This window comes from Haloarcula mannanilytica, from assembly GCF_005406125.1.
Lineage (GTDB): Archaea > Halobacteriota > Halobacteria > Halobacteriales > Haloarculaceae > Haloarcula > Haloarcula mannanilytica.
The window spans coordinates 56,462-78,213 of sequence record NZ_BIXZ01000004.1; the positions used below are offsets into that span (position 1 = coordinate 56,462).

Below are 21,752 nucleotides of genomic sequence, written 5' to 3' on the forward strand. Positions count from 1 at the left end.
AGGTCGCGCTGTCTCCGAGTGTGGCCGTCCCCACACAATTAATAATATCATCAACTGAAAAACCCAAAGTTATTATAACTGAGTTCTAGATTAATAACTGCGCATGGAATTCACCAGACGACAGCTGTTGTCCGCGACGGTCGGAGCCGCGGGCACAGGCATACTTGCAGGGTGTACCGGTAGCGAAGCGGACAGCTCCGAGCCGGAATCGACCGCCGTGAGCGCTCAGGCGACGTTTTTTGTGTTCGGGGACATCGCTTCGCAAGTGGCCGGCGAGGCCGCTACAGCGGACCTGCTCGTTCCCATTGGACAGCACGGCCACGGGTGGGAACCGGGACCGAGCGTGCGGACGGACATCCGCGAAGCGGACCTGCTGGTTCACGGTATGGACGGGTTCCAGCCGTGGGTCGACGACATCACCGGCGACCTCGAAGCCGACGGCGCGGACGTGTCGACCATCGACGTGACCGCCGAGGTGGACCTGCTGTCAGCGGGCGGCGGACACGACGACGGCCACGAGGGAGAACACACTGCACACCACGACGAGGAGACACACCACGGGGAAGCGACGGCGGATGTCGACCACGACCACGACTCGGACGCGGACCCGCACTTCTGGATGGACCCGCTTCGGGTGAAAGACGCCGTTGGCACGGTCAGGGACGGGTTTGCCGACAGTGACCCGGACAGCGGTGGCGCGTATCAGACCAACGCCGCGGCGTTCCGGAGTGACCTGGATGACCTCCACCAGCGTCTCGAATCGACAGTCGCCGAGGCCACGACACACGTCGTGCTGGTCGCCGGCCACAACTCGGTTCGGTATCTCGGGGAGCGTTACGACATCGAGGTGGTGGCCCTCACCGGACTCTCCCCGGACGACCGGCCCACAGCGCAGGACATCGACCACGCACAGGCGGTCATCGAGACACACGACCTCCAGTACATCTGTGCCGACCCCCTGGAGTCCCAGCAAGCCGCCGAACAATTGGTGGCGGATACTGACGCCGAGGCGGTCCTGCCGCTGACGGCAATGCCCGGGTTGACCGACGAGTGGGACACGCAGAACTGGGGTTACGTCGATGTCATGGAACAGGTGAACGTTCCGACGCTTGAGCGCGCACTGGGAGCCCAATGAGTGTCATCGAAGCCACTGACGTGACCTTCGCCTACGGGCACCGGCCGGTCGTCGACGGGGTGTCACTCAGCGTCGACGAGGGGGCGTTTCTGGGGCTCGTTGGACCCAACGGCTCCGGCAAGACGACTCTGCTCGAACTGCTTATCGGACTGCGTCGGCCCGACAGCGGATCGGTGACGCTGTTCGGGGATCCGGCCCACGAATCGACACATGGCGAACGGATCGGCTTCGTTCCCCAGGATGTCTCGGCTTCGAACGGCGAGATGCCGACGACGGTTCGGGAAGCAGTCCGGATGGGGCGGTATCCACGGCGACTGCTCGGGCGGTTCACCGAGGACGACCGTCAGGCTATCGACAGTGCACTGGTCCGAGTCGGTATCGCCGACCTCGCCGATCGTCGCGTCGGCCGGCTCTCCGGCGGCCAGCGCCAGCGGGTGTTCATCGCCCGTGCGCTCGCGGCCGAAGCCGACCTGCTCGCCCTCGACGAACCGACCGTCGGCGTCGACGCGGAGTCCCGCGAGGCGTTTTATGACCTCCTGTGCGAACTGAACGCTGACGGCATCACCGTCGTTCTCATCGAGCACGACATCGGCGTCGTCACGACCCACGCCTCGGAGATCGCCTGTCTCAACCGGGAGCTGTACTTCCATGGCGATCCCGGGGCCTTCGTCGAAACCGACGCGCTGGCTGACGCGTACGGCGGTTCTCAGTCCGTCGTCCAACACCACCACTGATGGCGTTCCTCCCAGCCACCGAACCCCTGGTCGTGTTCGTGTCTGTCCTGGTCGGCACAGTCGACCGACTGGTCGGTGTTGTCCTCGATGACCTGTGGGGAACGAGCATGGACGCGCTGTCCGCGCTGACCGGTATCGACATGCTCGGGTCACCGTTCATGCAACGGGCGTATCTCGCTGCGGTGTGTATCGCGCTCATCGGTCCGCTTGTGGGGAGCTTTCTGGTCCACCGGGAGATGGCAATGATCGGTGACACGCTGGCCCACTCCGCCTTCGCCGGGGTCGCCGCAGGCCTGTTCGTTAACGCAGCCTTCGCGGTCACTGTCCCTCCGCTGTTGACGGCGCTCATCGTCGCCGGCGTCGCCGCGCTACTGGTCCAGACGCTCGTCGATTACGCCGGCGCGTACCGGGACACGTCGCTGGCTATCGTGCTGACGGGGTCGTTCGCGGTGGGGAGCGTGCTCGTGACCGCGACGGACGGCGGTATCGCCGTCGGTATCAACGCCTACCTCTTTGGCTCGCTCGCTACCGTTTCCAGGGCTAGTGCGGCAATCTTGCTCGCGATGAGCGTTTTCGTCACTCTCGGTGTCACTGCCGCGTACCGCCCGCTCGTCTACGTTACCTTCGACGAAATAGGGGCACGCGCCGCCGGTCTGAGCGTGACACGGTACAACCAGTTACTCGCGGTCCTGACCGCAGTAGTGGTCGTCGGGGCAATGCAGATAATGGGTGTCATTCTCGTCGCCGGGATGCTCGTAATCCCCGTCGCAGCCGCCACGACAGCCCGAGGGTTCAAGCGGTCGGTCGTCGCCGCCGTCGCTGCCGCCCAGTTCGCCACGATCACCGGCGTGACGATGGCCTACCTCTTCGACGTTGCTGCGGGTGGAACGATCGTTCTGGTCGCTATCGCGGTGTATCTGGCCGTGACAGTCGCTGTTCGAGCCCGTCGATCGGTCGGGCAGATGCGCTCGAATCACCGGGCTCCGGCGCCCGTATCGACGGACCGCGGCGACGATACCGACTGAGCCGGCCTTGCCGGTCGTGCTCGTGAGATGGAGTTTGCTATCGTGATATGTGGTTTATCGAGCCGGCGATGGCCAAACGGTAAGACGACGCGGCGCGAGGTATCCGCGTATGTCACTGCGGTCACCACCGCTCTCGGCGGTGCATGAACGTGCCGACGCTTCGTTTACCGATTTCGGCGGGTGGGAGATGCCAGTCGAGTTCGAGTCGATTCGCGTGGAACACGAGGCGGTCCGGAGCGAGGTCGGGAAGTTCGACGTTTCCCACATGGGACAGATAACCGTGGACGGGCCGGACGCGGCGACGCTGACACAGCGCCTGACCACCAACGACGTGACCGCGCTGGACCCGGGCGAGGCCCAGTACGCGGCTATCACTAACGCGGACGGGATTATGCTCGACGACACCGTGGTCTACCGCCTACCGGTGGACGCGGCCGACGAGTTCCTGTTCGTTCCCAATGCCGGCCACGACGGGGAGATGACCGAGCGGTGGCTCACGGAACGGGACGACCGTGACCTCGACGCCACGGTGACGAACCGGACCGAGGAGTACGCGATGCTCGCCGTTCAAGGTCCCGAAGCGCCGGACCTGCTGGCGGCCGAGACGGACGCCGACCTCCGGTCGCTATCCCAGTTTGAGGTCACTGACGGGACTGTCGCCGGCGTCGACTCGCTGGTCGCCCGGACCGGCTACACGGGCGAGCGTGGCTTCGAGATACTCTGTCCGTGGGACGACGCCGAGGCGGTCTGGAGTGCGCTGGACTGTCAGCCCTGCGGGCTCGGTGCGCGCGACACCCTCCGTCTGGAGATGGGGTTTCTGCTCTCGGGCCAGGAGTTCCACCCCGTCGACGAGCCCCGAACGCCCCACGAGGCCGGCATCGGGTGGACTGTCAAACTCGATACGGAGTTCGTCGGCCGGGACGCGCTGGAAGGCGTCGCCGCCGACGGCCCCGAAGAGAAACTCGTCGGTATCGAACTCGTAGACCGCGGTGTTCCGCGCCACGGCTACGATGTGACGACACCGGACGGGGAAGCTATCGGACACGTCACCAGCGGGACGATGAGCCCGACACTCGGGAAGCCTATCGCACTTGCCTACGTCCCGGCGGCGTATGCCGAACCCGACGAGTCCGTTCGCGTCGTCGTCCGCGGTGAACCGAAGAAAGCACGTACCAGGAGCACGCCATTCCTTGACAGATGAGCTTCGACGTTCCCGACGACCTGCGATATCTGGAGTCACACGAATGGGTGCGCGTCGCCGACGGCACCGCCGAAATCGGCATCACCGAGTTCGCACAGGACGAACTCGGCGACGTGGTGTTCGTCGAACTGCCCAACGAAGGGGCGACCCTGACTGCGGGCGAGGACTTCGGCGTGGTGGAGTCGATCAAAGCGGTGTCGGACGTGTACGCCCCGGTCTCCGGAACCGTCACGGCGGTCAACGACCGACTCCGCGACGAACCGGAACTGCTGAACGAGGACCCCTTCGGTGAGGGCTGGATGCTAGAAGTCGAACTCGACGACGAGAGCGAACCCGATGACCTGCTCTCACCCGCCGAGTACCGCGACCAGATCGAGTGACTGTCGGTCGCGGTGGGCTTCCGAGAGGCCCGAAAGGAGTACTCTAATGTGGACACGGTCGTTAGCTGCTTCTATCATGTCACCCCGGCGCTGCTGGGTGGATCTCAAATGAGCGATAGTGACTCACACGCGACAGGCAGTCCGTACGCACCGCAGACGGCCACAGAAACCGCGGCGATGCTTGAGGCAGTAGGCGTCGACGATATCGACTCGCTGTTCGACGTTCCCGACGCTGTCGCCTTCGACGGCGAGTTCGGTATCGACGCCCGGAGCGAGCGAGCGACACGTCGGGAAGTCGCCAGCCTCCTGGGGCGCAACGCCGATCTCACCGAATTTCTGGGCCGCGGCCACTACGATCACTACGTCCCGAGCGTCGTTGACGACCTCGCCAGCCGTTCTGAGTTCCTGACTTCCTACACGCAGTACCAGCCCGAGGTCGCACAGGGATTCCTCCAGGCCCTCTTCGAGTTTCAATCGATGCTGGTCGAACTCACAGGACTCGATGTCGCCAACTGCTCGATGTACGACGACGCGACGGCGCTGGGCGAGGCGGCGACCCTCTCCCAGCGAGTCCGGTCGGTCTCGGGCGACCGGATTCTGGTTCCCGAACACCTCCGGGACGGCAAACACGCCGTGCTGGCGAACTACGCCGACGGGCCGGACTTCACGGTCGAGTCGTATCCCATGACGGACGGTGTCGCCGACGTGGGAGCGCTCTCTGAACAGGTGGACGGGGACACTGCGATGGTGTACGCCGAGACGCCGACGGTCCGGGGCGTCATCGAGGAGCGGCTCGGCGCGCTCGGTGACCTCGCAGGCGACCACGACGCGCTGTTCTGTCTCGGCTCGGACCCGATTGCGCTGTCCCTGCTGGAACGGCCGGCCGATGTCGGAGCCGACGTGGTTGTCGGCGACGCCGCGTCGCTGGGGACCGGCACCGCTTACGGCTTCGGGCTGGGGATGTTCGTCACCCGCGAGGAGTACCTGCGGCAGGTGCCCGGTCGCCTCGTGGGGGCCAGTGAGGACGCAGCTGGCCGCCGCGCGTACACGCTCACGCTCCAGACGCGAGAGCAGCACATCCGCAAGGAGCGGGCCACGTCGAACATCTGTACGAACCAGGCGTGGGTCGCGTTGCGGACCGCCATGCACGCCGCGTGGCTTGGCCCGGACGGACTGGTTGACCTCGCGGAGGACTGTGTGACTCGCGCCCGCGACCTGGCCGACCGCCTCGACGGCATCGTCGGCGTGAAGGCCCCGGTCCACGACCACCACCACTTCCGGGAGTTCCTTGCCCGCACGGACCAGCCGGCCAGCGCCATCGTCGGGGACCTCACGGACGAGGGCTTCGCGGTTCACGCGGTCGACGACCACCTCGTGCAGGTGTGTGCGACCGAGACGACAGCCGAGGCCGAAGACGAGTTCGTGGCGGCGTTCCGAGAGGTGGCGAAATGACACTCGCCGCACTGCGCCCGGCGAAACACCGTGGGACAAACCACGTCCCACGAGCATCACGCTCGACACGGGGGTGTCTCTTCGCCTCGCAATACTCGGCGAAACACCGTGGGACAAACCGCGTCCCACGAGCGTCACGCTCGACACGGGGGTGTCTCGCGTGAAATACGACCAGGCGCGCTGGACCGACGACAGCGACGACCTGTACGAGCCGTTGCTCTCGGAGAAAGCGAGCGAAACCGTCGAGGTCGATGACTCGCCGCTGCCCGATGACCTGACGCGGGACGCCCTTTCCTTGCCGGACCCGGCCGAACCTGAACTGGCACGGCACTACACGCGCCTCTCACAGATGAATTACGGCGTCGAGAGCGGGCCGTTCCCGCTTGGCTCGTGTACGATGAAGTACAACCCCTCCTTCACCGAGGACGTGGCTGCGCGGGCGGACGCTGCTATCCACCCGGATCGGCCCGATTCAACGGTTCAGGGGACGCTGGCACTGTGTCACCGCCTGCAGGACTATTTGGGTCGCATCGGCGGCATGGACGCGGTGACCTTGCAGCCACCGGCCGGCGCAGCCGGCGAGTTCACCGGGGTTCAAATTGCGAAGGCCTACCACGAACACAACGATGACGAGCGACGGGAGGTTGTCATTCCGGATTCGGCACACGGCACAAACTTCGCGACGGCGGCGATGGCCGGCTACGAGGTCGTGGAACTGCCAAGCGGCGACGACGGCTGTGTCGACATCGAGGCGCTGGAGGCGGCCGTTGGCGATGACACCGCCGCGCTCATGCTCACAAACCCCAACACGCTGGGGCTGTTCGAGCGCGACATCGAACACATCGCCGATATCGTCCACGACGCCGGCGGCCTGCTGTACTACGACGGCGCGAACCTCAACGCCTTGCTCGGGCGCGCTCGCCCCGGTGACATGGGCTTTGACGTGATGCACTACAACGTCCACAAGACGTTCGCGACGCCCCACGGCGGCGGTGGCCCCGGGGCCGGCCCGGTCGGCGTCCGCGAGGAGCTGGCCCAGTTCCTCCCGAACCCACACGTCAGAGAGCGCGGCGGCAACTACGAACACTACGAGCCGGACAGCTCCATCGGGAAGGTGCATGGCTTCTACGGCAACTGGCCGGTGCTGGTCAAGACCTTCGCCTACATCGCCCGACTCGGTGACGAGGGTCTCAGCGACGCCAGCGCCAAGGCCGTCCTCAACGCGAACTACCTCGCCGAACAGATTGAGTACGAGGTGCCCTTCGGCCCGTTCCACCACGAGTTCGTCGCCAGCGCGGGCGAGCAAGACGCCGCCGACGCGGCCAAGCGGATGCTCGACTACGGCGTCCACCCGCCGACGACGAAGTGGCCCGAAATCGTCGACGAGGCGCTGATGACCGAGCCGACGGAGGGCGAGACCAAACGCTCGCTGGATCAGCTCGCGGCCGCGTTCAACGCTGTCGCCGGCGATTCAGACGCCGAACTGGCCGAGGCCCCGTCCCGTCCGGCGGCGAAACGCATCGACCAGGTGACCGCGGCTCGAAACCCTCGCCTCTCCTGGCAGGCGCTTGACGACACGTAGCCGCGCGTTTCGACATTTGATACTTCCGCCCGAGCGTATATGCCAACCCACCGAATAGCACCCACAAGACTACGCTATGTCCGATACGCCGAGCCTGTTGTCTGTTGGCCGTGCCGCCGGGGATGCGGACACAGCACTCCGTGACGAGTCGTTCACAGTAACGCGGGTCGACACCGCGGCTGCCACGCTGGCGGAACTGGCCGACCGAACCTACGACGCTGTCGTCTGTGAACAGGACTTACCGGGCGAGGAAACCGGTCTGGACGTGTTGGCGGCGATACGCGAGCGGGACGCCGCGCTCCCGGTGGTGCTCACCACTGCTGCCCCCGACGGCGTGGTCGCCGCGCGCGCGACGCAACTGGACACCACCGAGTACGTCCCGCGGAGCGACGTTGACCTAACTGACCGAGTGTTCGACGTGATGGGCCGACAGCGGCCGGGCAGGGCTGCGACCGGCTCGAACGAGCTAGCGACCACCAGTGGTGCCTCGTCCTCGGACTTACCCCCGGAGCTGGCCGACTCTTTCGACGCTATCGCTGGCAGCATCTCCGACGCCGTCGTCACTATCGACGCCGAGAGCGAAATCGTCTACGCCAACGCGGGACTCGCCGACCTGACGGGCTACGACCGCGCTGAGTTGGTCGGCGACGACTTCGTGAAACTCATCCCCGAACACTTGCGCAGCGCCCACCACGAGGGGCTGAACCGATACCTGCGGACCGGCGAGCAAAACGTCGATTGGGAGTACCTCGAACTCCCGCTCGTGACCGCCGACGGCGAGGAACTGGCCGTCGCCGTCTCCTTCGGTGACTTCGAGCGCGACGGCCGCTGGTACTGTACGGGCGTGCTTCGGGACATCTCCGACCGGAAGGAGCGCGAGCGCGCGCTCGAAGAGACGAACCAGCGACTCGACCTAGTCCTCAACGGAACGAACACCGGCGTCTACGAGTGGAACCTCGGGACTGACGCGGTGGCGCTGGACGAATCGGCTGCAGAACTGCTTGGCACGACGACAGCGGCGTTCGACGGCGATATCGAAGCACTGGAGTCGCTCGTTCACCCCGACGACGTGGCGTCGCTCCACGCGGCGTTCGAGCGGATCCGCGGTCCAGAGGCCCAGTTCGAGACGGAGTTCCGGACCGTCGTTGACGGCGAGACGCGGTGGATTCTCACCCGCGGTGTCGTTCAGGAACGGGACGCACAGGCACCTCGGATCGTGGCTATCGCTACGGACATCACCGACCGGAAAGAGCGCGAGCGCGCGCTGGAAACTAACAATGAGTCACTCCGGGCGCTGACAGAACTCGCCATGGAGGGCGGACTCTCCGAGTCCGAAATCGTCGAACGCGTGCTCGAAATCGGACTGGAACGGCTGGGCCTCTCGTTTGGCTACCTGAGCCGTGTTTCGGATGGAGTCCACGAGATAGTAACGACGGCCGGCGAACACCCTGCGCTCGAACCAGGCCTGGAAACCGCCCTCGATGACACCTACTGTCGACGGGTCATGGAAACCGGCGAGCTACTTACTATCGCTGACGCCGAAGACGAGGGCTGGGCCACTCTCCACGAGCAAAGCGGTGTCGCCTGCTACGTGGGCGGGCGCATCACCGTCGGCGGCGAGCCCTACGGGACGCTGTGTTTCGGAGACGAAACGCCGCGGGCAACGCCCTACTCCGAGAACGAAACGGCGTTCATCGAACTGCTGGTCGAGTGGGTGAACCGCGAACTCGAACGCCGCCACCGCGAGGACGAACTCGAACGGTACGAGAACATTATCGAAGCGGTGGATGACGGCGTGTACGCGCTCGACTCCGAGGGCCATTTCGAGTTCGTCAATCAGGCGATGACGGCGCTTACGGGCTATTCCAAGTCGGAGCTACTCGGCTCCTACACCGGCTTCATCAAGGACGACGCCGTCGTCGAGCGCGCCGAATCCATCGTCCAGGAGATGATTTTCGAGGACCGCGACGACGAGGAGTCGTTCGAACTGGCGATCCAGCAGGCATCGGGGAACGAGTTCCCCGCTGAGGATCATATGACGCTGCTGTACGATGACGACGGACGGTTCGACGGAACCGCGGGTGTCATTCGAGATATCACGGAACAGAAACGGCGCGACGAGGCGCTATCCGGACTCTTAGATACGACCCGGTCACTCATGCAGGCCCATACGCCCGAAGAGGTCGCCGAAACGGTCATCGAGGCGACCGAGTCGGATCTCGGATTCGACCACTCGCTGGTCCGGCTGTACGACGAGGAGTCGGACACGCTCCGGCCGGTCGCCGCCAGCGACGAAGTGCCGGAACGGCCGGTGTACGATGCTGACGAGAGGTTCCCCGGGAAGGCATTCCAGCGCGGTGAGCCTCTGGTCGTCGACGAGTTCGACCGGGTCGACAACTACGATACCGACGACATCGCGGCGACGATGTACCTCCCGATGGGCGACCACGGGGTCGTGAGCATCGGGGCGCGACAGGGCCACGAGTTCACCGATTCGGATGTCTCTATCGCGGAGATTCTCGCGTCCAACGCAGCCGCCGCGTTCGACCGCGTCGAGCGCGAACGGAGCCTACTTCGGTACGAATCCGTGGTCGAGAACGTCCGTGATATGGTGTACGTCCTCGACGACGAGGGGCGAGTCCAACTGGTCACCGAGCCGCTGGCAGAGTGGCTCGGCTACGAGCAGTCGTCGCTGCTGGGCCAGCATCCCCGTCTCGTGCTCGACCAGGACGCTATCGACGAGTTCAACTGTCGGATCGGCGACCTCTGCCGGCAGGGCGGGACCGGAGCGGTCCAGCTCGAAACGACGCTGGAAACGGCCGCCGGGGAGCAGCGACCGGCCGAAATCGAGGTCTCACTGCTCGATGCGGATCGGTTCCGTGGCACCGTCGGCGTCGTCCGGGACCTGACTGAACTCAAGCAGGCGCGGGCGGAACTGGAAGACGAGCGCGACCGCTTCTCGTACCTGTTCAACACGCTACCCGACGCCGTCATCGAGACGGAGACAGTCGCGGACGAGTCGGTCGTCAGATCGGTCAATCCGGCCTTCTCGGAGGTGTTCGGATACAGCGAGGACACCGCGGTGGACCGGCCACTCTCCGAGTTGCTCCGACCGCCGGACACCACACACGATGCGCTGCCCCGGTTCGACGACCGACAGGCGAACGGCGATCCCTTCCAGACCGAACTCCGACTGATGACTGAGACAGGGTTCCGTGATTTCCTCTTCCGGGGCGTGCCGTACAGCCGGGACGGTGACAGTGTCCGCGGGTTCGGTATCTACACTGACATCACCGACCAGCGGGAGCGCGAGCGCCGCTTGAAACTGCTCAACCGCGTCCTCCGGCACAATCTGCGGAACGACCTGACTGTCATCCTCGGGATGGCTGACGCGTTGGCAGAGCGCATCGACGACGACGAGCGCACCGCTATTCTCGACAGGCTCCAGCGGAAGGCCGAGGAGGTGGCGTCCCTGAGCGAGCGGGCACGTGACATGGAGCGGTCCGTTCGCCGCGACCAGTTCGGCACGGACCCGGTCGATGTGACCGCGGCCGTCTCGGATATCGTGTCCTCGTATCGCGACGAACACGCCGCCCACATTGAGACCGACCTCCCGGAGTCGCCGGTCGCGGCGGGCGACGGCCGACTCCATCGGATTCTGGGCGAACTCCTCGAAAACAGCCTCGAACACGCCGGCGAGGATCCATCCGTCCGCATCGATATCGAGGCGGACCAGCGAACCGTCTCAATCACAGTTGCCGACGACGGACCGGGGATTCCACAGCACGAACTCGACGTGGTGACCGGCGACGAACCGATTACGCAACTCCGTCACGGGACCGGCCTCGGCCTGTGGCTGGTCGTCTGGGTGACTGAAACCTACGGTGGCACCGTCGAGTTCGCCGACGGCCCGGACGACGGGGCAGTCGTCACGCTGGAACTACCGCGGATCGATACCTAGATCGCGTCGCGGATCCGGTCGGCGAGAACACTGTACTGCTCCGTGCCAGTCCCTTTCTGGACGACGGAAGTCACGCCGTGTTCCGCGGCGGCGTCTGCGACATCGTCGTGTTCGCGGGCTGTAAACAGCAGGAACGGGATGTCGATGTCGTTGTCCCTGAGCGCGGCACACAGCTCCATCCCGTCCAGCCGGGGCATCTTGTAGTCACTGACGACGGCGTCGAAATCGCCATCGGTTGCCAGGTCCAGCGCCGTCTCGGGGTCGGCCTCCGTCGTGATTTCGAACCCGTCTTCCTGTCCCAGAAACGTGCCGACGATATCCAGGACATCTACGTCCTCATCCACCAGTAGGACCTCGATACTCATCGGTTCTAAATCCGTGATACCCCCGTAAAAACTCTCGGTCACCGCATCGTGTCCAGATCGACGACGACCGCCCTGTCGACGGTGATCCACGTCGACAGCTTGGCGACGCCGGAGAGCCCCCGCGGCGACACGGTACAGCGGTCCGGTTCGTCGGTGTACTCCACGACGGTCATCGATAGCTCGTGGGAGTCCGGTGATCGCTGAGCGGTCGCGTTTCCTGCACCGTCCGGATCGAGACTCATCGGTATCAGATACCTCTCCGGGCCAGGTTAAAACGGCTGCTAAGAGGTCTCTATACCGCTCCGGAGAGCTATGCTGCCTGTCCAGTGTCGACTTCGCCGTCGATGCGGACGAACCCGTAGTCACACTCCGGACAGTGCCACTTGATCTTGGTCCCCAGGTGCATTGTCGTGCTCGCGACCTTCCAGAAATCGCGGTACTCTTCGCATTCGGGACAGTAGTGTTCGAGTTCGAGGCCCATATCGCGTTGTTTCCGCGGGGGTACAGTTGAATTTCCCGGTTCCGCCCGGGCGTCGAAGGGGGCAAACCGCTGGGACGCCTACAGTCCAGTATGACACAGGGTGCGTACGAGCCGGCCCAGCCGTCGGAACTGGCCGTCGATGCCGAATCACTGCCGCCGTCGGCAACTGAGACGGCAACGTTCGGCATGGGCTGTTTCTGGGGGCCGGACGCCCGCTTTGGCGCGATAGCGGGCGTGGTCAGGACGCGGGTCGGCTACGCCGGCGGGACCGAACCCGACCCCAGCTACTACTCGCTGGGCGACCACACCGAGGTCGTGCAGGTCGAGTACGACCTCGACACGGTGAGCTACGAGGACCTGCTGGACGTGGTCTGGGCGAACCACGACCCGTTCTCGGCCCCGCACAAGCGCCAGTACCGCGGCGTCGTGCTGGTCCACGACGACCGCCAGCGCGAGATCGCCGCGGAGTCGCGGGACGCTCTCGAAGCGAGGACGGGGAAATCCGTCGAGACGCCCATCGAGTCCCTCGACCGGTTCTACCTAGCGGAGGACTACCATCAGAAGTACGAACTCCGGTCGACGCCAGTAGTCGCCGACGAACTCGAAGATATCTACGGCGACGCGTTCGTCGATTCGACCGTCGCCGCCCGGCTCAACGGCTTCGTCGCCGGCCACGGCGACAGCGATGAGCGCGAGGCGCTGTTCGCACAGTTGGACCTCCCGCCGGCCGCGCTCTCGGAAGTCCGCCGCCGACTCTGAACACGTGCATACCCTGTCCCGCTCCGGCCCCAACGATTCGCCCACGCTTATAAGGCGCTGGCAGTGCCAGCATTTCGTATGACCATTTATACCGGCCGTGGCGACCAGGGCCAGACGGACCTCCGAAACATGGAGCGGGTGTCGAAAGACAGCCGCCGCATCGAGGCCTATGGCACCGTCGACGAGGTGAACGCGCTGGTCGGCGTCGTCAGGCCGACCGGCCACGACGACATCGACGAGAAGCTCCGCGTGATTCAGAACCACCTCCACATCGTTCAGGCGGACTTCGCCAACCCCAGCCCGGACGAGGACGACCCGCGGATACAGGAGTCCCACGTCGAGACACTTGAGGACCTCATCGACGAGGCCGACGCGGAACTGGACCCGCTTGAGTCGTTCATCCTCCCCTCCGGGTCGGAACCGGGGGCGAAGCTTCACCACGCACGCGCGGTCTGTCGGCGCGCAGAGCGTCGCTGTGTCTCCTTCGCCGCAGAGGAAGCCGGCGTCAACGAAACGGCCATCATCTACCTGAACCGGCTCTCTGACGCCCTGTTTACGCTTGCCCGCCTCGTCAACAAGCGCGAGGGCGTCCGCGAGGAGAACCCCGACTACTGACGCTGCAGGACGTTTTTTCGTTGGCAGGTAGCCGTCTGAGACTCGATGCCGTGCCGGCGACGCCGGTTCGCAATAGCAAAGTGACCGGCCCGGAAGGGTGAGGTATGAAAGCGACCGCGAAGGCACATCCGATTCAGGGGCTGGTCAAGTACCACGGGATGCGCGACGAGGAACTGCGACTGCCGTACCACGACAGCATCTCTGTCTGTACCGCGCCGAGCCACTCGAAGACGACGGCCGCCTTCGACCCGGACCGCGATGAGGACGTGTACGTCATCGACGGCGAGGAAGTCACCGGCCGCGGGGCCGAACGCATCGACGCTGTCGTCGAGCATGTCCGCAATCTCGCGGGCATCGACCACGGTGTGCGCTTCGAGTCGGCGAACAACTTCCCGACGAACATCGGCTTTGGCTCCTCCTCGTCGGGCTTTGCCGCCGCGGCGATGGCCCTCGTTGAGGCGGCCGGGCTGGACATGACTCGACCCGAAATTTCGACTGTTGCGCGCCGTGGCTCCTCCTCGGCCGCCCGCGCGGTGACGGGCGCGTTCTCCCACCTCCGGACCGGCATGAACGACAAAGACTGCCGCAGCGAGCGCATCGAGACGGACCTCGAAGACGACCTCCGCATCGTCGCCGGCATGGTCCCTTCCTACAAGGAAACCGAGGAGGCCCACAAGGAGGCCGCCGAAAGTCACATGTTCGAATCCCGGATGGCCCACATCCACGGCCAGATTTCGGACATGCGCGACGCACTGTACGAGGCTGATTTCGACGCCGTCTTCGACCTCGCCGAGAAGGACTCCCTGTCGCTGGCCGCCGCGACGATGACCGGCCCCGCCGGCTGGGTGTACTGGCAGCCACGCACCATCGAGATTTTCAACGCCGTCCGAGAGCTCCGCAACAGCGAGGACGTGCCGGTGTACTTCTCCGTCGACACTGGCGCGAGCGTCTACATCAACACGACCGAAGCGTACGTCGACCGCGTCGAGGAGACGGTCGCTGACTGCGGCGTCGACACCCGTGTCTGGGAGGTCGGCGGTCCCGCACAGATACTCGATTCGGACGAGGCGCTGTTCTGAGCGGCTAGCGACCGGTCCGAAGCCGAGCACAGGGTTAACCGGATGCCGTCCTAACCGGCGGACACAATGCGCGTCGCCGTTCTCGGAGCCGGATACGCCGGGCTCACGCTCGCCAGAAAGCTTGAACAGACACTTCCCGACAGCGTCTCGCTGGTCGTCGTCGACGAGCAGGCTGAACACCTCGTCCAGCACGAACTCCATCGGGTCGTCCGGCGGCCGTCGCTGGCCGAGGAGATAACTGTCGACCTCGACGCTGTCCTCGACTGTGAGATCCGACAGGCGACGGTCACGGACGTAGACCCCGACGCGGGGACGGCGACGCTTGACGGTTCGGAGACGCTGTCCTACGACGTGGGTGCGGTGTGTCTCGGCGCACGAACGGCCTTCTACGGTCTTCCGGGCGTGCGCGAGCACGCGACGCCGCTGAAGCGCCTTGCGGACGCCCGCGAGATACGCGAGGGGTTCCTCAACTTGGATGACGGCGACCGCGTTGTCGTCGGCGGTGCCGGCCTGTCGGGTATCCAGGTGGCCGGCGAACTGGCCGAAATGCGCGAGGACAGCGACATCGAGGTCCTGCTGCTCGAACAGGAGGACGCCGTTGCGCCGTCGTTCCCGGCATCGTTCCAGTCGGCGGTCCACGACGCGCTGGTCGGTGTCGGTGTCACTGTCCAGACCGGGACCGGCGTGGCCGAAGCCGACGCTGACTCGCTCACCCTCGATGACGGCTCGGAGTTGGCGATGGACCAGTTCGTCTGGACCGGCGGTATCGAGGGGTCGCTGGCGCTCGATGCCGACCGACCTGTCGTCCGGGCGGACCTCCGACTAGGCGAGTCGACCTTTGCCGTCGGCGACGCGGCCAAAGTGGTCGACAGCGACGGCGAGGCCGTGCCCGCAAGCGCATCGGCGGCCATCCGCGAGGCCCGCGTCGCCGCCGACAACATCGCAACGCTGGTCGACCACAGACGGGGCAACTCCGGCGAGTTCCAGCCCCGACTCACCCAGTACCAGTTCGACGTACCGGGGTGGCTCGTCTCGGTCGGCGACGACGCTGTGGCGAAGGTCGGCCCTTCTATCCTCACCGGGCGGGCCGCGCTGGCGCTGAAGACGACCGTCGGCGCGGGCTATCTGGGCACGGTGGGTGCCGTCGAGAATGCGGTCGACCTCGTCAGGGATGAACTGGACCTCGATGAGGAGGAGCCAGAAGGGGAGTAGAAGGACGGGAAAACAGGAAAACAGCGCGTCAGTCCTCGTCGTCTTCGGTCGCGTTGGCGAGTACGTCGTCTGGTTCGATCCAGATGACGAACTCGTCTTCGTCGTCGCGGTCGACGACGCCGTTGATGTACTCGCCGTCGACCGGGGCGGTGTTCACCTCGGACTCGGCGACGGGGACGACCTGCCGGACCTCGTCGACGATCCAGCCCATCGCGCCCTGTTCCTCGAACACGTCCGCGTCGAAGACGACGATGAGGTTCTGCGTGCCCTCGCTGTCGATGTCCATCATCGCCTTGGGGTTGAGAATCGTCGTAATCTGGCCCCGGAGGTCGACGACACCCTCGACGTAGTCGTCGGTGTTCGGGACGCGGGTGACCGTCTCGCGCTTGACGATCTCCTCGACGTAGTCGATGTCGAGACAGTAGTACTCGTCGCCGAGCGCGAATTCGAGCACCCGAACCAGTTCCTCTGTCTGGGTGGACTCGTCGTCGATAGCCGCGGCGCGAGCGCCGCCCTCGGTGGTGGCGGCGTTGCTCGACTCCATCGCCTCCTCGATGAGCTCCTGGTCGGGCAGTTCGACACCGGTCGGTCCCTGCATCGGGTTGGCCGTCGCCGACAGATCGTCGGTCGGCTGGTCGACAGCGCCGGCGTCGGTGTCGCCGGTCGCTACCTGTGCGGAGGCCTCGGCCGCCCGCTGTGCGGCGGCGAGAGCGTCAGCGTCGCCCTGACCAGCTGCATCGGCGGAATCAGAACCGCTGTCGTTGCCTTCAGCAGCCTGCCCGTCGGTTGCAGCCGTGGCGTCGTCCGTCTCGTCGCTGTCGGTCGCCTCCGTCGCGGTCGTTTCTGTCGCTCCACCCTCGGCTCCGCTCTCGTCGTCAGGCTGTTCACCGGAGCCGTCCGCGGAGGTTTCGTCTGTCTCCTCGGCGTCGTCGGTACTTTCGGCCTTGTTCCCCTCGCGCATCTGTCGGATGCGTTCCGCCCTGTCCATACGTTCGTCGTCACTCATGCTGGTACCTCTGTGTCGGTAAAGCCGAACTGCTCGTCGAGTTCCGTGGCGATGTCCTCGAAGACAGCCGCCATGTCACACGATTCCTCGGTCGCGAAGATAGACTGGCCGGCGCTGAACGCGCGCTGGAGCGCGACCCGCTTGCGGACCTCCCAGACGGGGCTGTCCGGGAACGCCATGTTGAACCATTCGAGCATCGTCTCGTCCTCGGACGTGGTCTCGACGCGGTTGGCGACGACGCCGAGCGTGTTGATCGACGCGTCCGTCTGGCGCTCCATCGCAGCCATCTGGTCCATCAGCAGTTCGATGGCTCGCTCGGAGGTGGCTTCAGTCAGTGCGGGAATGAGGACGTTCTGTGCGGCGTACATGCCGGTGTCGGTCAGCTTCCCGTAAAAGGGCGGGCAGTCGATGATGACGTAGTCGTAGTCGGTCTCAAGCGTCGACAGCGCCCGGTCGAGCGTATCGAGCGCGTGCGATCCCGTGACCATCTCCGGCGTGACGTTGATCGCGAACGAGGCCAGCGCGGCCTGGTTGATATCTCCGCCCTGGGTGTTGACCCGGGCGATGAGGTCCGCGATAGTCAGTTCGTGTTCGGCCTGGAGCATGTCGATGCTGGAGGGGATCACATCCATCTCCTCGCCCTCACAGATGAGGTCGCCCAGCGCCGACGGGTCGCCGGTCAGTGCGTCGAACAGCGTTGGCGGGTCAGCGTCGTACTCATCGACCAGCCCGACGCCCTCCGTGGCGTTGCCCTGTGGGTCGAGGTCGATAAAGAGGACATCCCGGCCGCGGTCGTTCAGTGCACCGGCTACGTTGATAGCAACTGTCGTCTTTCCGGTCCCGCCCTTCGCGTTGGTCACGCAGAAGCGCGCTGGACCGGTTCCTGATTGCCGGTTCATCGTCGAAGTGTCCACAGGTCGACCCCGAGCCACTATAAAAATGTGGTCCCGATTATCAACGTCGCAACTCGGGAGCGGGAAGACAATGATTCGGAAATGCCCGTGAGCGCGTGCATGACGGGAGTCTGACGGTGTGCAAGATTTATCATCGTGTAGATTGAAGGGGTAGTATCATGACTATCAACCCGCGCGACTACGACTTAGACGAGTTACGGAAGATGGCTCGCCAGCGGGGGAACGGGGTGAGCGACGAGGACGTTCCGGACCCGGCGAACCTCGATATGGGGCTTGACGACGCCGACGAGGAAGTGCTTGCGGGGAGTTCCTTTCGCTCCGGCCTGTACCGCGAACTGCTCCCGTTCCTCGGCGGTGAGGCCGAGGAGAAGCCCTATCTCGGGACCCTCCCCGAGACGTACGCCGCGGAGTTCGTCATCTTCGAGTGGCTCGAGTTCCTGCTGATGCACTCCGGCTATCAGGGGGCCGACGAGGCGCTCGATTACTACCGCTCTATCGACTGGATCACCGAGGACGTACAGGACGACCTCTCGGATTACTTGCTCGGTATCGACGAGTCCGCGACCAACGACGACAACGAACTGAGCGTCGACGACCACATGTTGAGTCTCGTCTACGTCGCGAAGCTCACCGCGATGACGTAACCTTCATTTTCAGCAACAATTCTCCGTTTCAAATCCCTGATAGCGACGGGTGTCGACGCCGGCTCCCCGAGGGGGCGGCTATCAGTCCTGAATACTAGGGAGAGAATATATACCGGCCGGTCGACAAAGACGACCGTACATGAGTGACGACGACGCGGACGACGGAGCCGGGTCCGAATCGGACGCCGGTGTGTCGTCAAGCGGCGCTGCGGCTGTTCCGGTCGGGGTCAAGCTCGGAAGCACCCGGACCGTCATTGCCCTGCCAGGCGAACACGGGACGGAGAATCGAATCATCAAGACGCTGACGTGCATGGCGACCTACGAGGACGCCCTGACCGGCGAGGAGAAGGTCCTCTACGGCGAGGAAGCGGCTCGCGAGTACCCGGACCGCGTCGAGTACATGCTTCGGTCGGGACTGCCTGAAGACGCCGACCGGGCCGAGATGACCAAGACGTTCTTCGAGGCGATCATCGAGGAAAACGACATCCCGGCAAACAGCGGCGTGGTGTATGCCATCCCGACCATCGACAATCCGACTGGGCTGGAGAACCTGCAGAACGTCATCGAGAACTCCTCGATCGGGCTGGATCTCGTCGAGAGCTATCCGGAGTCGCTGTGTGGCTCCATTCCGGCCTTTGGCGATGATCTCGAAGCCATCGACGAGATCTTCGTCGCCGTCAACATGGGGTCGACGAACCTCGAAGCCTCCGCGTACCGACGGGGCGAGCAGTTGTCTCCGTTCACGACGGGCGCAGTGACCGGCAACGAAGTCGACCGGATGATCGCCAACTACGTCGAGGAGGAGACCCAGGGCCGTGTCAACATCGACAACCAGACCGCCCGCGAATACAAGGAAGAGCACGCCGACTTCGTCGATTTCGAGCCGTTCACGGACATCATCCAGCAGCCCGGCGGCGGCTCACACGAGTTCACTATCGAGCGCTCGGTGATGGACGCGCTCGACGAGTACCTCGACGACGCCGTCGACGAGCTGGCGAACACGTTCCTGCCGGAGCTGGCAAACGACTACATGAAGGTGTACCAGCTGGCGCTGGACCGGCCCATCGCCATCACCGGCGGCATGGCCTGTATCCCCGGCATCGTCGAGGAGTTCGAGGAGCGACTCAGCGCGGAGCTGAACCGTGACATCGACGTTATCGCCGCCGACGAACCGGATATCGCTCCGACTATCGGCGCACAGCGAATCGCGGCCCGTCTCGTAGATACCAACTAGGGGTTCCGCCAGCAGTCCAGCCACCGCTCGATTACGGGTTCGGACTGGGCCATCTTGTGCTCGGTGTCGTTCGATAGCAGTTCGAACACGTCAGTATCGATTCCGAGGCGGACCCTGTCGGCCGAAACTCCCCCACCCTGTAGGTCCCGGGCTGGCTGGCCGCCAAGACGGATACGTGGCATGTGGCCGGCTACGGCAGCATGATACCTAAATCCAAGTCAGACAACCGTCTGCCGGTCGACGGACGAACCTGTGAAGCGACGGCAGATCGGCGGACGCAGCCACCTGCGAGCGGTAGCGGTATGATCTGCTCCCGGGAGATATTAATTTATACTTCCAGTATCAGAATAGATAAGTGAATCTCAAGTCCTAAGGAGTGTTTTGTTCCGATAATGGGAAAAATTATCAATTTAGATAATTCAGATACCGCTCCGCCCGACGTGCTCACGAGCACCGGCTCGGGCGGGTTCCTCTCGACAGGCTATCTCCGCGACGAGCCGGCGCTGGCGGCCGTCGACGGCGACGAAACGCCGCGGTTTGCACTCACGAGCAGTAAGCACGGCATCGAAATCGGGCCGGAAGCGTCAGGCGAGACGGTCCGACCGGGGAGCGACTACCGCATGATCGGCGTCGTGACGGACAAGCGACTCCTCTTGTTGGTGGGCAGCGACGACGGCGACACGCGGTTCGCGATCCCGCACGTCGAAATCGACCAGATAGCCGGTGACCGGTCGCTGGGACACGGCCGCATCACGTTCCGGCGGTGCGGCGACACGGAGTGGCGAGTCCACTGCGGCAAGGAGGGGCTCGTGGACCTGACGGCGTATCTCTCACACGCCTCGCAGGCGTGGGTCCGCGTCGAGAACATCTTGGACGAGGTCAAGCGGATGCTCGTCACAGCGACCGAGCAGCGCGACCGGGGGGACCACGACGCGGCACTGGAGACGGTGCTGGAAGCCGGTGAGCGGCTTGATGCGGCTAGCAAGACGGCCGCCGAGTTTGGTCCGTCCGGTGAGACGAACGCACTCGCAGGCCGTGTCGCGACGGTACGAGAGCGCCACATCGCGACACTCACGGAGGTCCGCCGGAGCCGCGCGCGGCAGGCGGTCGACACCGGCGAGCAGCGCTGGCGACGAAACGAGTTCGAAGCGGCCTACGACGCCTACGACGAGGCACGAGCGGAATACGAGGAGATACTATCCCTCCCGACAGCGGCCATCCCCGAACGCGACGACATCCGTGACGAGCGAGACCGACTCGATACCGTGGTGGAAGATCTCGAACGGTCGCCGCTGCGCGTCGCGGTCTCAGCCGACAACGAGGCCGTCGCGGCGGAGGACCCGGCTGTCGCCGCCGACCACTGGATCGAGGCGCTGGAAGCCTACCGCGAGGTCCTCGAACTCGACTGGGGTGCGGACGAGCGCCGGTTCGCCGGTGACCCCGAGAGGGTCCGAGACCGACTGGGGACCGTCGCGGAAAACCTCGTCGCTGCGCGGCGGACGGTCGCAACGGATGCGATGGAAGCCGGGGACTGGTACGCTGATGCCAGCCAACCCGACGCCGCGATAGAAGAGTATGAGGCGGCACGGGCGGCGTTCGAAACCGCGCTGGCCGCAGCCAGAGACTGCTATCCGGATGCCACCGACCACCTGGCGGCGGAGCTCGATGCCGTCGAACAGCGGCTCTCGCGGGCAAAAGCAAGAGCCGACGGCGAACCCGTCGATGTCGACGACCGCTTCGGTGATACCGAGCCGACGCCGGACCTCGGCCTAGCGACGGCCGATGACCGCTCGCCGTCACCGGCTGATGCGACTGAGCTTTCGGACATCGAGAGCGGTGTCGACGGACCCGATACAAAAATTGACCCGACGGGCCACGGCGGCCAGTAATCTTCGACCACTGTCTATTGCTGATTCGGTTCCTGAATCTACCGTGTCGTAGTGGCCGTTCCGCCATGAAACGAGAATTCTGTA

Annotated in this window: 21 protein-coding genes; 15 read left to right on the plus strand and 6 right to left on the minus strand. The window is 64.8% G+C overall.

The window, feature by feature from the left end:
* Window positions 1-103 precede the first annotated feature (103 nt).
* The 8 genes from Harman_RS12405 (at window position 104) to Harman_RS12440 (ending at window position 11,470) form a co-directional block, all read left to right on the plus strand.
* Entirely contained in the window at window positions 104-1,135 is a 1,032-nt protein-coding gene (locus Harman_RS12405; protein WP_200830891.1) for a metal ABC transporter substrate-binding protein, read from the plus strand.
* Window positions 1,132-1,869 carry a metal ABC transporter ATP-binding protein gene (locus tag Harman_RS12410; RefSeq protein WP_137684112.1) on the plus strand — a complete coding sequence of 246 codons (738 nt, stop codon included), beginning with the start codon at window positions 1,132-1,134 and terminating at the stop codon, window positions 1,867-1,869. Before Harman_RS12405 ends, Harman_RS12410 begins: the two co-directional genes overlap by 4 nt.
* A gap of 107 nt (window positions 1,870-1,976) precedes the next feature.
* Window positions 1,977-2,894, plus strand: coding sequence for a metal ABC transporter permease (locus Harman_RS12415; RefSeq protein WP_394347821.1), 918 nt, complete (start codon window positions 1,977-1,979; stop codon window positions 2,892-2,894).
* A gap of 109 nt (window positions 2,895-3,003) precedes the next feature.
* A complete protein-coding gene (gcvT, locus tag Harman_RS12420; RefSeq protein ID WP_137684114.1) occupies window positions 3,004-4,095 on the plus strand; it encodes a glycine cleavage system aminomethyltransferase GcvT in 1,092 nt (363 codons plus the stop codon).
* On the plus strand, window positions 4,092-4,475 hold the full coding sequence (gene gcvH / locus Harman_RS12425; protein WP_137684115.1) for a glycine cleavage system protein GcvH: 384 nt from the start codon (window positions 4,092-4,094) through the stop codon (window positions 4,473-4,475). The genes gcvT and gcvH overlap by 4 nt, the downstream gene beginning before the upstream one ends.
* Window positions 4,476-4,583: 108 nt before the next feature.
* Window positions 4,584-5,927: an aminomethyl-transferring glycine dehydrogenase subunit GcvPA gene (gene gcvPA, locus Harman_RS12430; RefSeq protein WP_137684116.1), complete on the plus strand. Its 1,344-nt coding sequence runs from the start codon at window positions 4,584-4,586 to the stop codon at window positions 5,925-5,927.
* 160 nt (window positions 5,928-6,087) lie between these two features.
* A complete protein-coding gene (gcvPB, locus tag Harman_RS12435) occupies window positions 6,088-7,509 on the plus strand; it encodes an aminomethyl-transferring glycine dehydrogenase subunit GcvPB (RefSeq protein ID WP_137684117.1) in 1,422 nt (473 codons plus the stop codon).
* A gap of 76 nt (window positions 7,510-7,585) precedes the next feature.
* On the plus strand, window positions 7,586-11,470 hold the full coding sequence (locus Harman_RS12440) for a PAS domain S-box protein (RefSeq protein ID WP_137684118.1): 3,885 nt from the start codon (window positions 7,586-7,588) through the stop codon (window positions 11,468-11,470).
* On the opposite strand, the gene Harman_RS12445 is transcribed toward Harman_RS12440, so the two are convergent.
* The 3 genes from Harman_RS12445 to Harman_RS21545 all read right to left on the minus strand — a co-directional run bounded on the left by Harman_RS12445 (window position 11,467) and on the right by Harman_RS21545 (window position 12,316).
* The gene (locus Harman_RS12445; RefSeq protein WP_137684119.1) at window positions 11,467-11,835 is read right to left on the minus strand and encodes a response regulator; all 369 of its coding nucleotides are present in this window, start codon (window positions 11,833-11,835) and stop codon (window positions 11,467-11,469) included. The genes Harman_RS12440 and Harman_RS12445 overlap by 4 nt on opposite strands.
* 38 nt (window positions 11,836-11,873) lie before the next feature.
* The gene (locus Harman_RS12450) at window positions 11,874-12,077 is read right to left on the minus strand and encodes a DUF7511 domain-containing protein (protein ID WP_137684120.1); all 204 of its coding nucleotides are present in this window, start codon (window positions 12,075-12,077) and stop codon (window positions 11,874-11,876) included.
* A 68-nt stretch (window positions 12,078-12,145) separates the two neighbouring features.
* Entirely contained in the window at window positions 12,146-12,316 is a 171-nt protein-coding gene (locus Harman_RS21545) for a DUF7838 family putative zinc beta-ribbon protein (RefSeq protein WP_004591646.1), read from the minus strand.
* A 90-nt stretch (window positions 12,317-12,406) separates the two neighbouring features.
* On the opposite strand from Harman_RS21545, the gene msrA reads away from it, so the two are divergent.
* From msrA to Harman_RS12470, 4 genes are all read left to right on the plus strand, one after another.
* On the plus strand, window positions 12,407-13,075 hold the full coding sequence (gene msrA / locus Harman_RS12455) for a peptide-methionine (S)-S-oxide reductase MsrA (RefSeq protein ID WP_137684121.1): 669 nt from the start codon (window positions 12,407-12,409) through the stop codon (window positions 13,073-13,075).
* Between the two features lie 78 nt (window positions 13,076-13,153).
* Window positions 13,154-13,690, plus strand: a complete 537-nt coding sequence (locus Harman_RS12460; RefSeq protein WP_137684122.1) for a cob(I)yrinic acid a,c-diamide adenosyltransferase — start codon at window positions 13,154-13,156, stop codon at window positions 13,688-13,690.
* Between the two features lie 104 nt (window positions 13,691-13,794).
* Window positions 13,795-14,769, plus strand: a complete 975-nt coding sequence (gene mvaD, locus Harman_RS12465; RefSeq protein ID WP_137684123.1) for a phosphomevalonate decarboxylase MvaD — start codon at window positions 13,795-13,797, stop codon at window positions 14,767-14,769.
* A gap of 66 nt (window positions 14,770-14,835) precedes the next feature.
* Window positions 14,836-15,981, plus strand: coding sequence for an NAD(P)/FAD-dependent oxidoreductase (locus tag Harman_RS12470; RefSeq protein WP_137684124.1), 1,146 nt, complete (start codon window positions 14,836-14,838; stop codon window positions 15,979-15,981).
* 28 nt (window positions 15,982-16,009) lie between these two features.
* Here Harman_RS12470 and Harman_RS12475 read toward each other — a convergent pair whose 3' ends face one another.
* Together Harman_RS12475 and Harman_RS12480 are read right to left on the minus strand one after the other, a co-directional pair.
* Entirely contained in the window at window positions 16,010-16,987 is a 978-nt protein-coding gene (locus Harman_RS12475; RefSeq protein ID WP_137684125.1) for a chemotaxis protein CheW, read from the minus strand.
* On the minus strand, window positions 16,984-17,886 hold the full coding sequence (locus Harman_RS12480) for a ParA family protein (RefSeq protein WP_137684126.1): 903 nt from the start codon (window positions 17,884-17,886) through the stop codon (window positions 16,984-16,986). The genes Harman_RS12475 and Harman_RS12480 overlap by 4 nt, the downstream gene beginning before the upstream one ends.
* Window positions 17,887-18,059: 173 nt before the next feature.
* On the opposite strand from Harman_RS12480, the gene Harman_RS12485 reads away from it, so the two are divergent.
* Complete coding sequence (locus Harman_RS12485; RefSeq protein ID WP_137684127.1) at window positions 18,060-18,545, plus strand: FlaD/FlaE family flagellar protein; 486 nt, start codon at window positions 18,060-18,062, stop codon at window positions 18,543-18,545.
* A gap of 139 nt (window positions 18,546-18,684) precedes the next feature.
* Window positions 18,685-19,779, plus strand: a complete 1,095-nt coding sequence (locus tag Harman_RS12490; RefSeq protein WP_137684128.1) for a rod shape-determining protein — start codon at window positions 18,685-18,687, stop codon at window positions 19,777-19,779.
* Here Harman_RS12490 and Harman_RS12495 read toward each other — a convergent pair.
* Window positions 19,776-19,961: a hypothetical protein gene (locus Harman_RS12495; RefSeq protein WP_137684129.1), complete on the minus strand. Its 186-nt coding sequence runs from the start codon at window positions 19,959-19,961 to the stop codon at window positions 19,776-19,778. The genes Harman_RS12490 and Harman_RS12495 overlap by 4 nt on opposite strands.
* A 210-nt stretch (window positions 19,962-20,171) precedes the next feature.
* Here Harman_RS12495 and Harman_RS12500 point away from each other — a divergent pair, with 210 nt between their 5' ends.
* The gene (locus tag Harman_RS12500; protein WP_137684130.1) at window positions 20,172-21,668 is read left to right on the plus strand and encodes a hypothetical protein; all 1,497 of its coding nucleotides are present in this window, start codon (window positions 20,172-20,174) and stop codon (window positions 21,666-21,668) included.
* Window positions 21,669-21,752 lie beyond the last annotated feature (84 nt).

Bases quoted from the DNA above. Each gene is read 5' to 3' on its own strand.
- Harman_RS12415 (WP_394347821.1), top strand. From the start codon at position 1,977: ATGGACGCGCTGTCCGCGCTGACCGGTATCGACATGCTCGGGTCACCG.
- Harman_RS12470 (WP_137684124.1), top strand. From the start codon at position 14,836: ATGCGCGTCGCCGTTCTCGGAGCCGGATACGCCGGGCTCACGCTCGCC.
- Harman_RS12475 (WP_137684125.1), bottom strand. From the start codon at position 16,987: ATGAGTGACGACGAACGTATGGACAGGGCGGAACGCATCCGACAGATG.
- Harman_RS12485 (WP_137684127.1), top strand. From the start codon at position 18,060: ATGACTATCAACCCGCGCGACTACGACTTAGACGAGTTACGGAAGATG.
- Harman_RS12495 (WP_137684129.1), bottom strand. From the start codon at position 19,961: ATGCCACGTATCCGTCTTGGCGGCCAGCCAGCCCGGGACCTACAGGGT.
- gcvT (WP_137684114.1), top strand. From the start codon at position 3,004: ATGTCACTGCGGTCACCACCGCTCTCGGCGGTGCATGAACGTGCCGAC.
- Harman_RS12440 (WP_137684118.1), top strand. From the start codon at position 7,586: ATGTCCGATACGCCGAGCCTGTTGTCTGTTGGCCGTGCCGCCGGGGAT.
- gcvH (WP_137684115.1), top strand. From the start codon at position 4,092: ATGAGCTTCGACGTTCCCGACGACCTGCGATATCTGGAGTCACACGAA.
- Harman_RS12500 (WP_137684130.1), top strand. From the start codon at position 20,172: ATGGGAAAAATTATCAATTTAGATAATTCAGATACCGCTCCGCCCGAC.
- Harman_RS12445 (WP_137684119.1), bottom strand. From the start codon at position 11,835: ATGAGTATCGAGGTCCTACTGGTGGATGAGGACGTAGATGTCCTGGAT.
- Harman_RS12490 (WP_137684128.1), top strand. From the start codon at position 18,685: ATGAGTGACGACGACGCGGACGACGGAGCCGGGTCCGAATCGGACGCC.
- Harman_RS12405 (WP_200830891.1), top strand. From the start codon at position 104: ATGGAATTCACCAGACGACAGCTGTTGTCCGCGACGGTCGGAGCCGCG.
- Harman_RS12450 (WP_137684120.1), bottom strand. From the start codon at position 12,077: ATGAGTCTCGATCCGGACGGTGCAGGAAACGCGACCGCTCAGCGATCA.
- Harman_RS12480 (WP_137684126.1), bottom strand. From the start codon at position 17,886: ATGAACCGGCAATCAGGAACCGGTCCAGCGCGCTTCTGCGTGACCAAC.
- Harman_RS12410 (WP_137684112.1), top strand. From the start codon at position 1,132: ATGAGTGTCATCGAAGCCACTGACGTGACCTTCGCCTACGGGCACCGG.
- Harman_RS12460 (WP_137684122.1), top strand. From the start codon at position 13,154: ATGACCATTTATACCGGCCGTGGCGACCAGGGCCAGACGGACCTCCGA.
- Harman_RS21545 (WP_004591646.1), bottom strand. From the start codon at position 12,316: ATGGGCCTCGAACTCGAACACTACTGTCCCGAATGCGAAGAGTACCGC.
- msrA (WP_137684121.1), top strand. From the start codon at position 12,407: ATGACACAGGGTGCGTACGAGCCGGCCCAGCCGTCGGAACTGGCCGTC.
- gcvPA (WP_137684116.1), top strand. From the start codon at position 4,584: ATGAGCGATAGTGACTCACACGCGACAGGCAGTCCGTACGCACCGCAG.
- mvaD (WP_137684123.1), top strand. From the start codon at position 13,795: ATGAAAGCGACCGCGAAGGCACATCCGATTCAGGGGCTGGTCAAGTAC.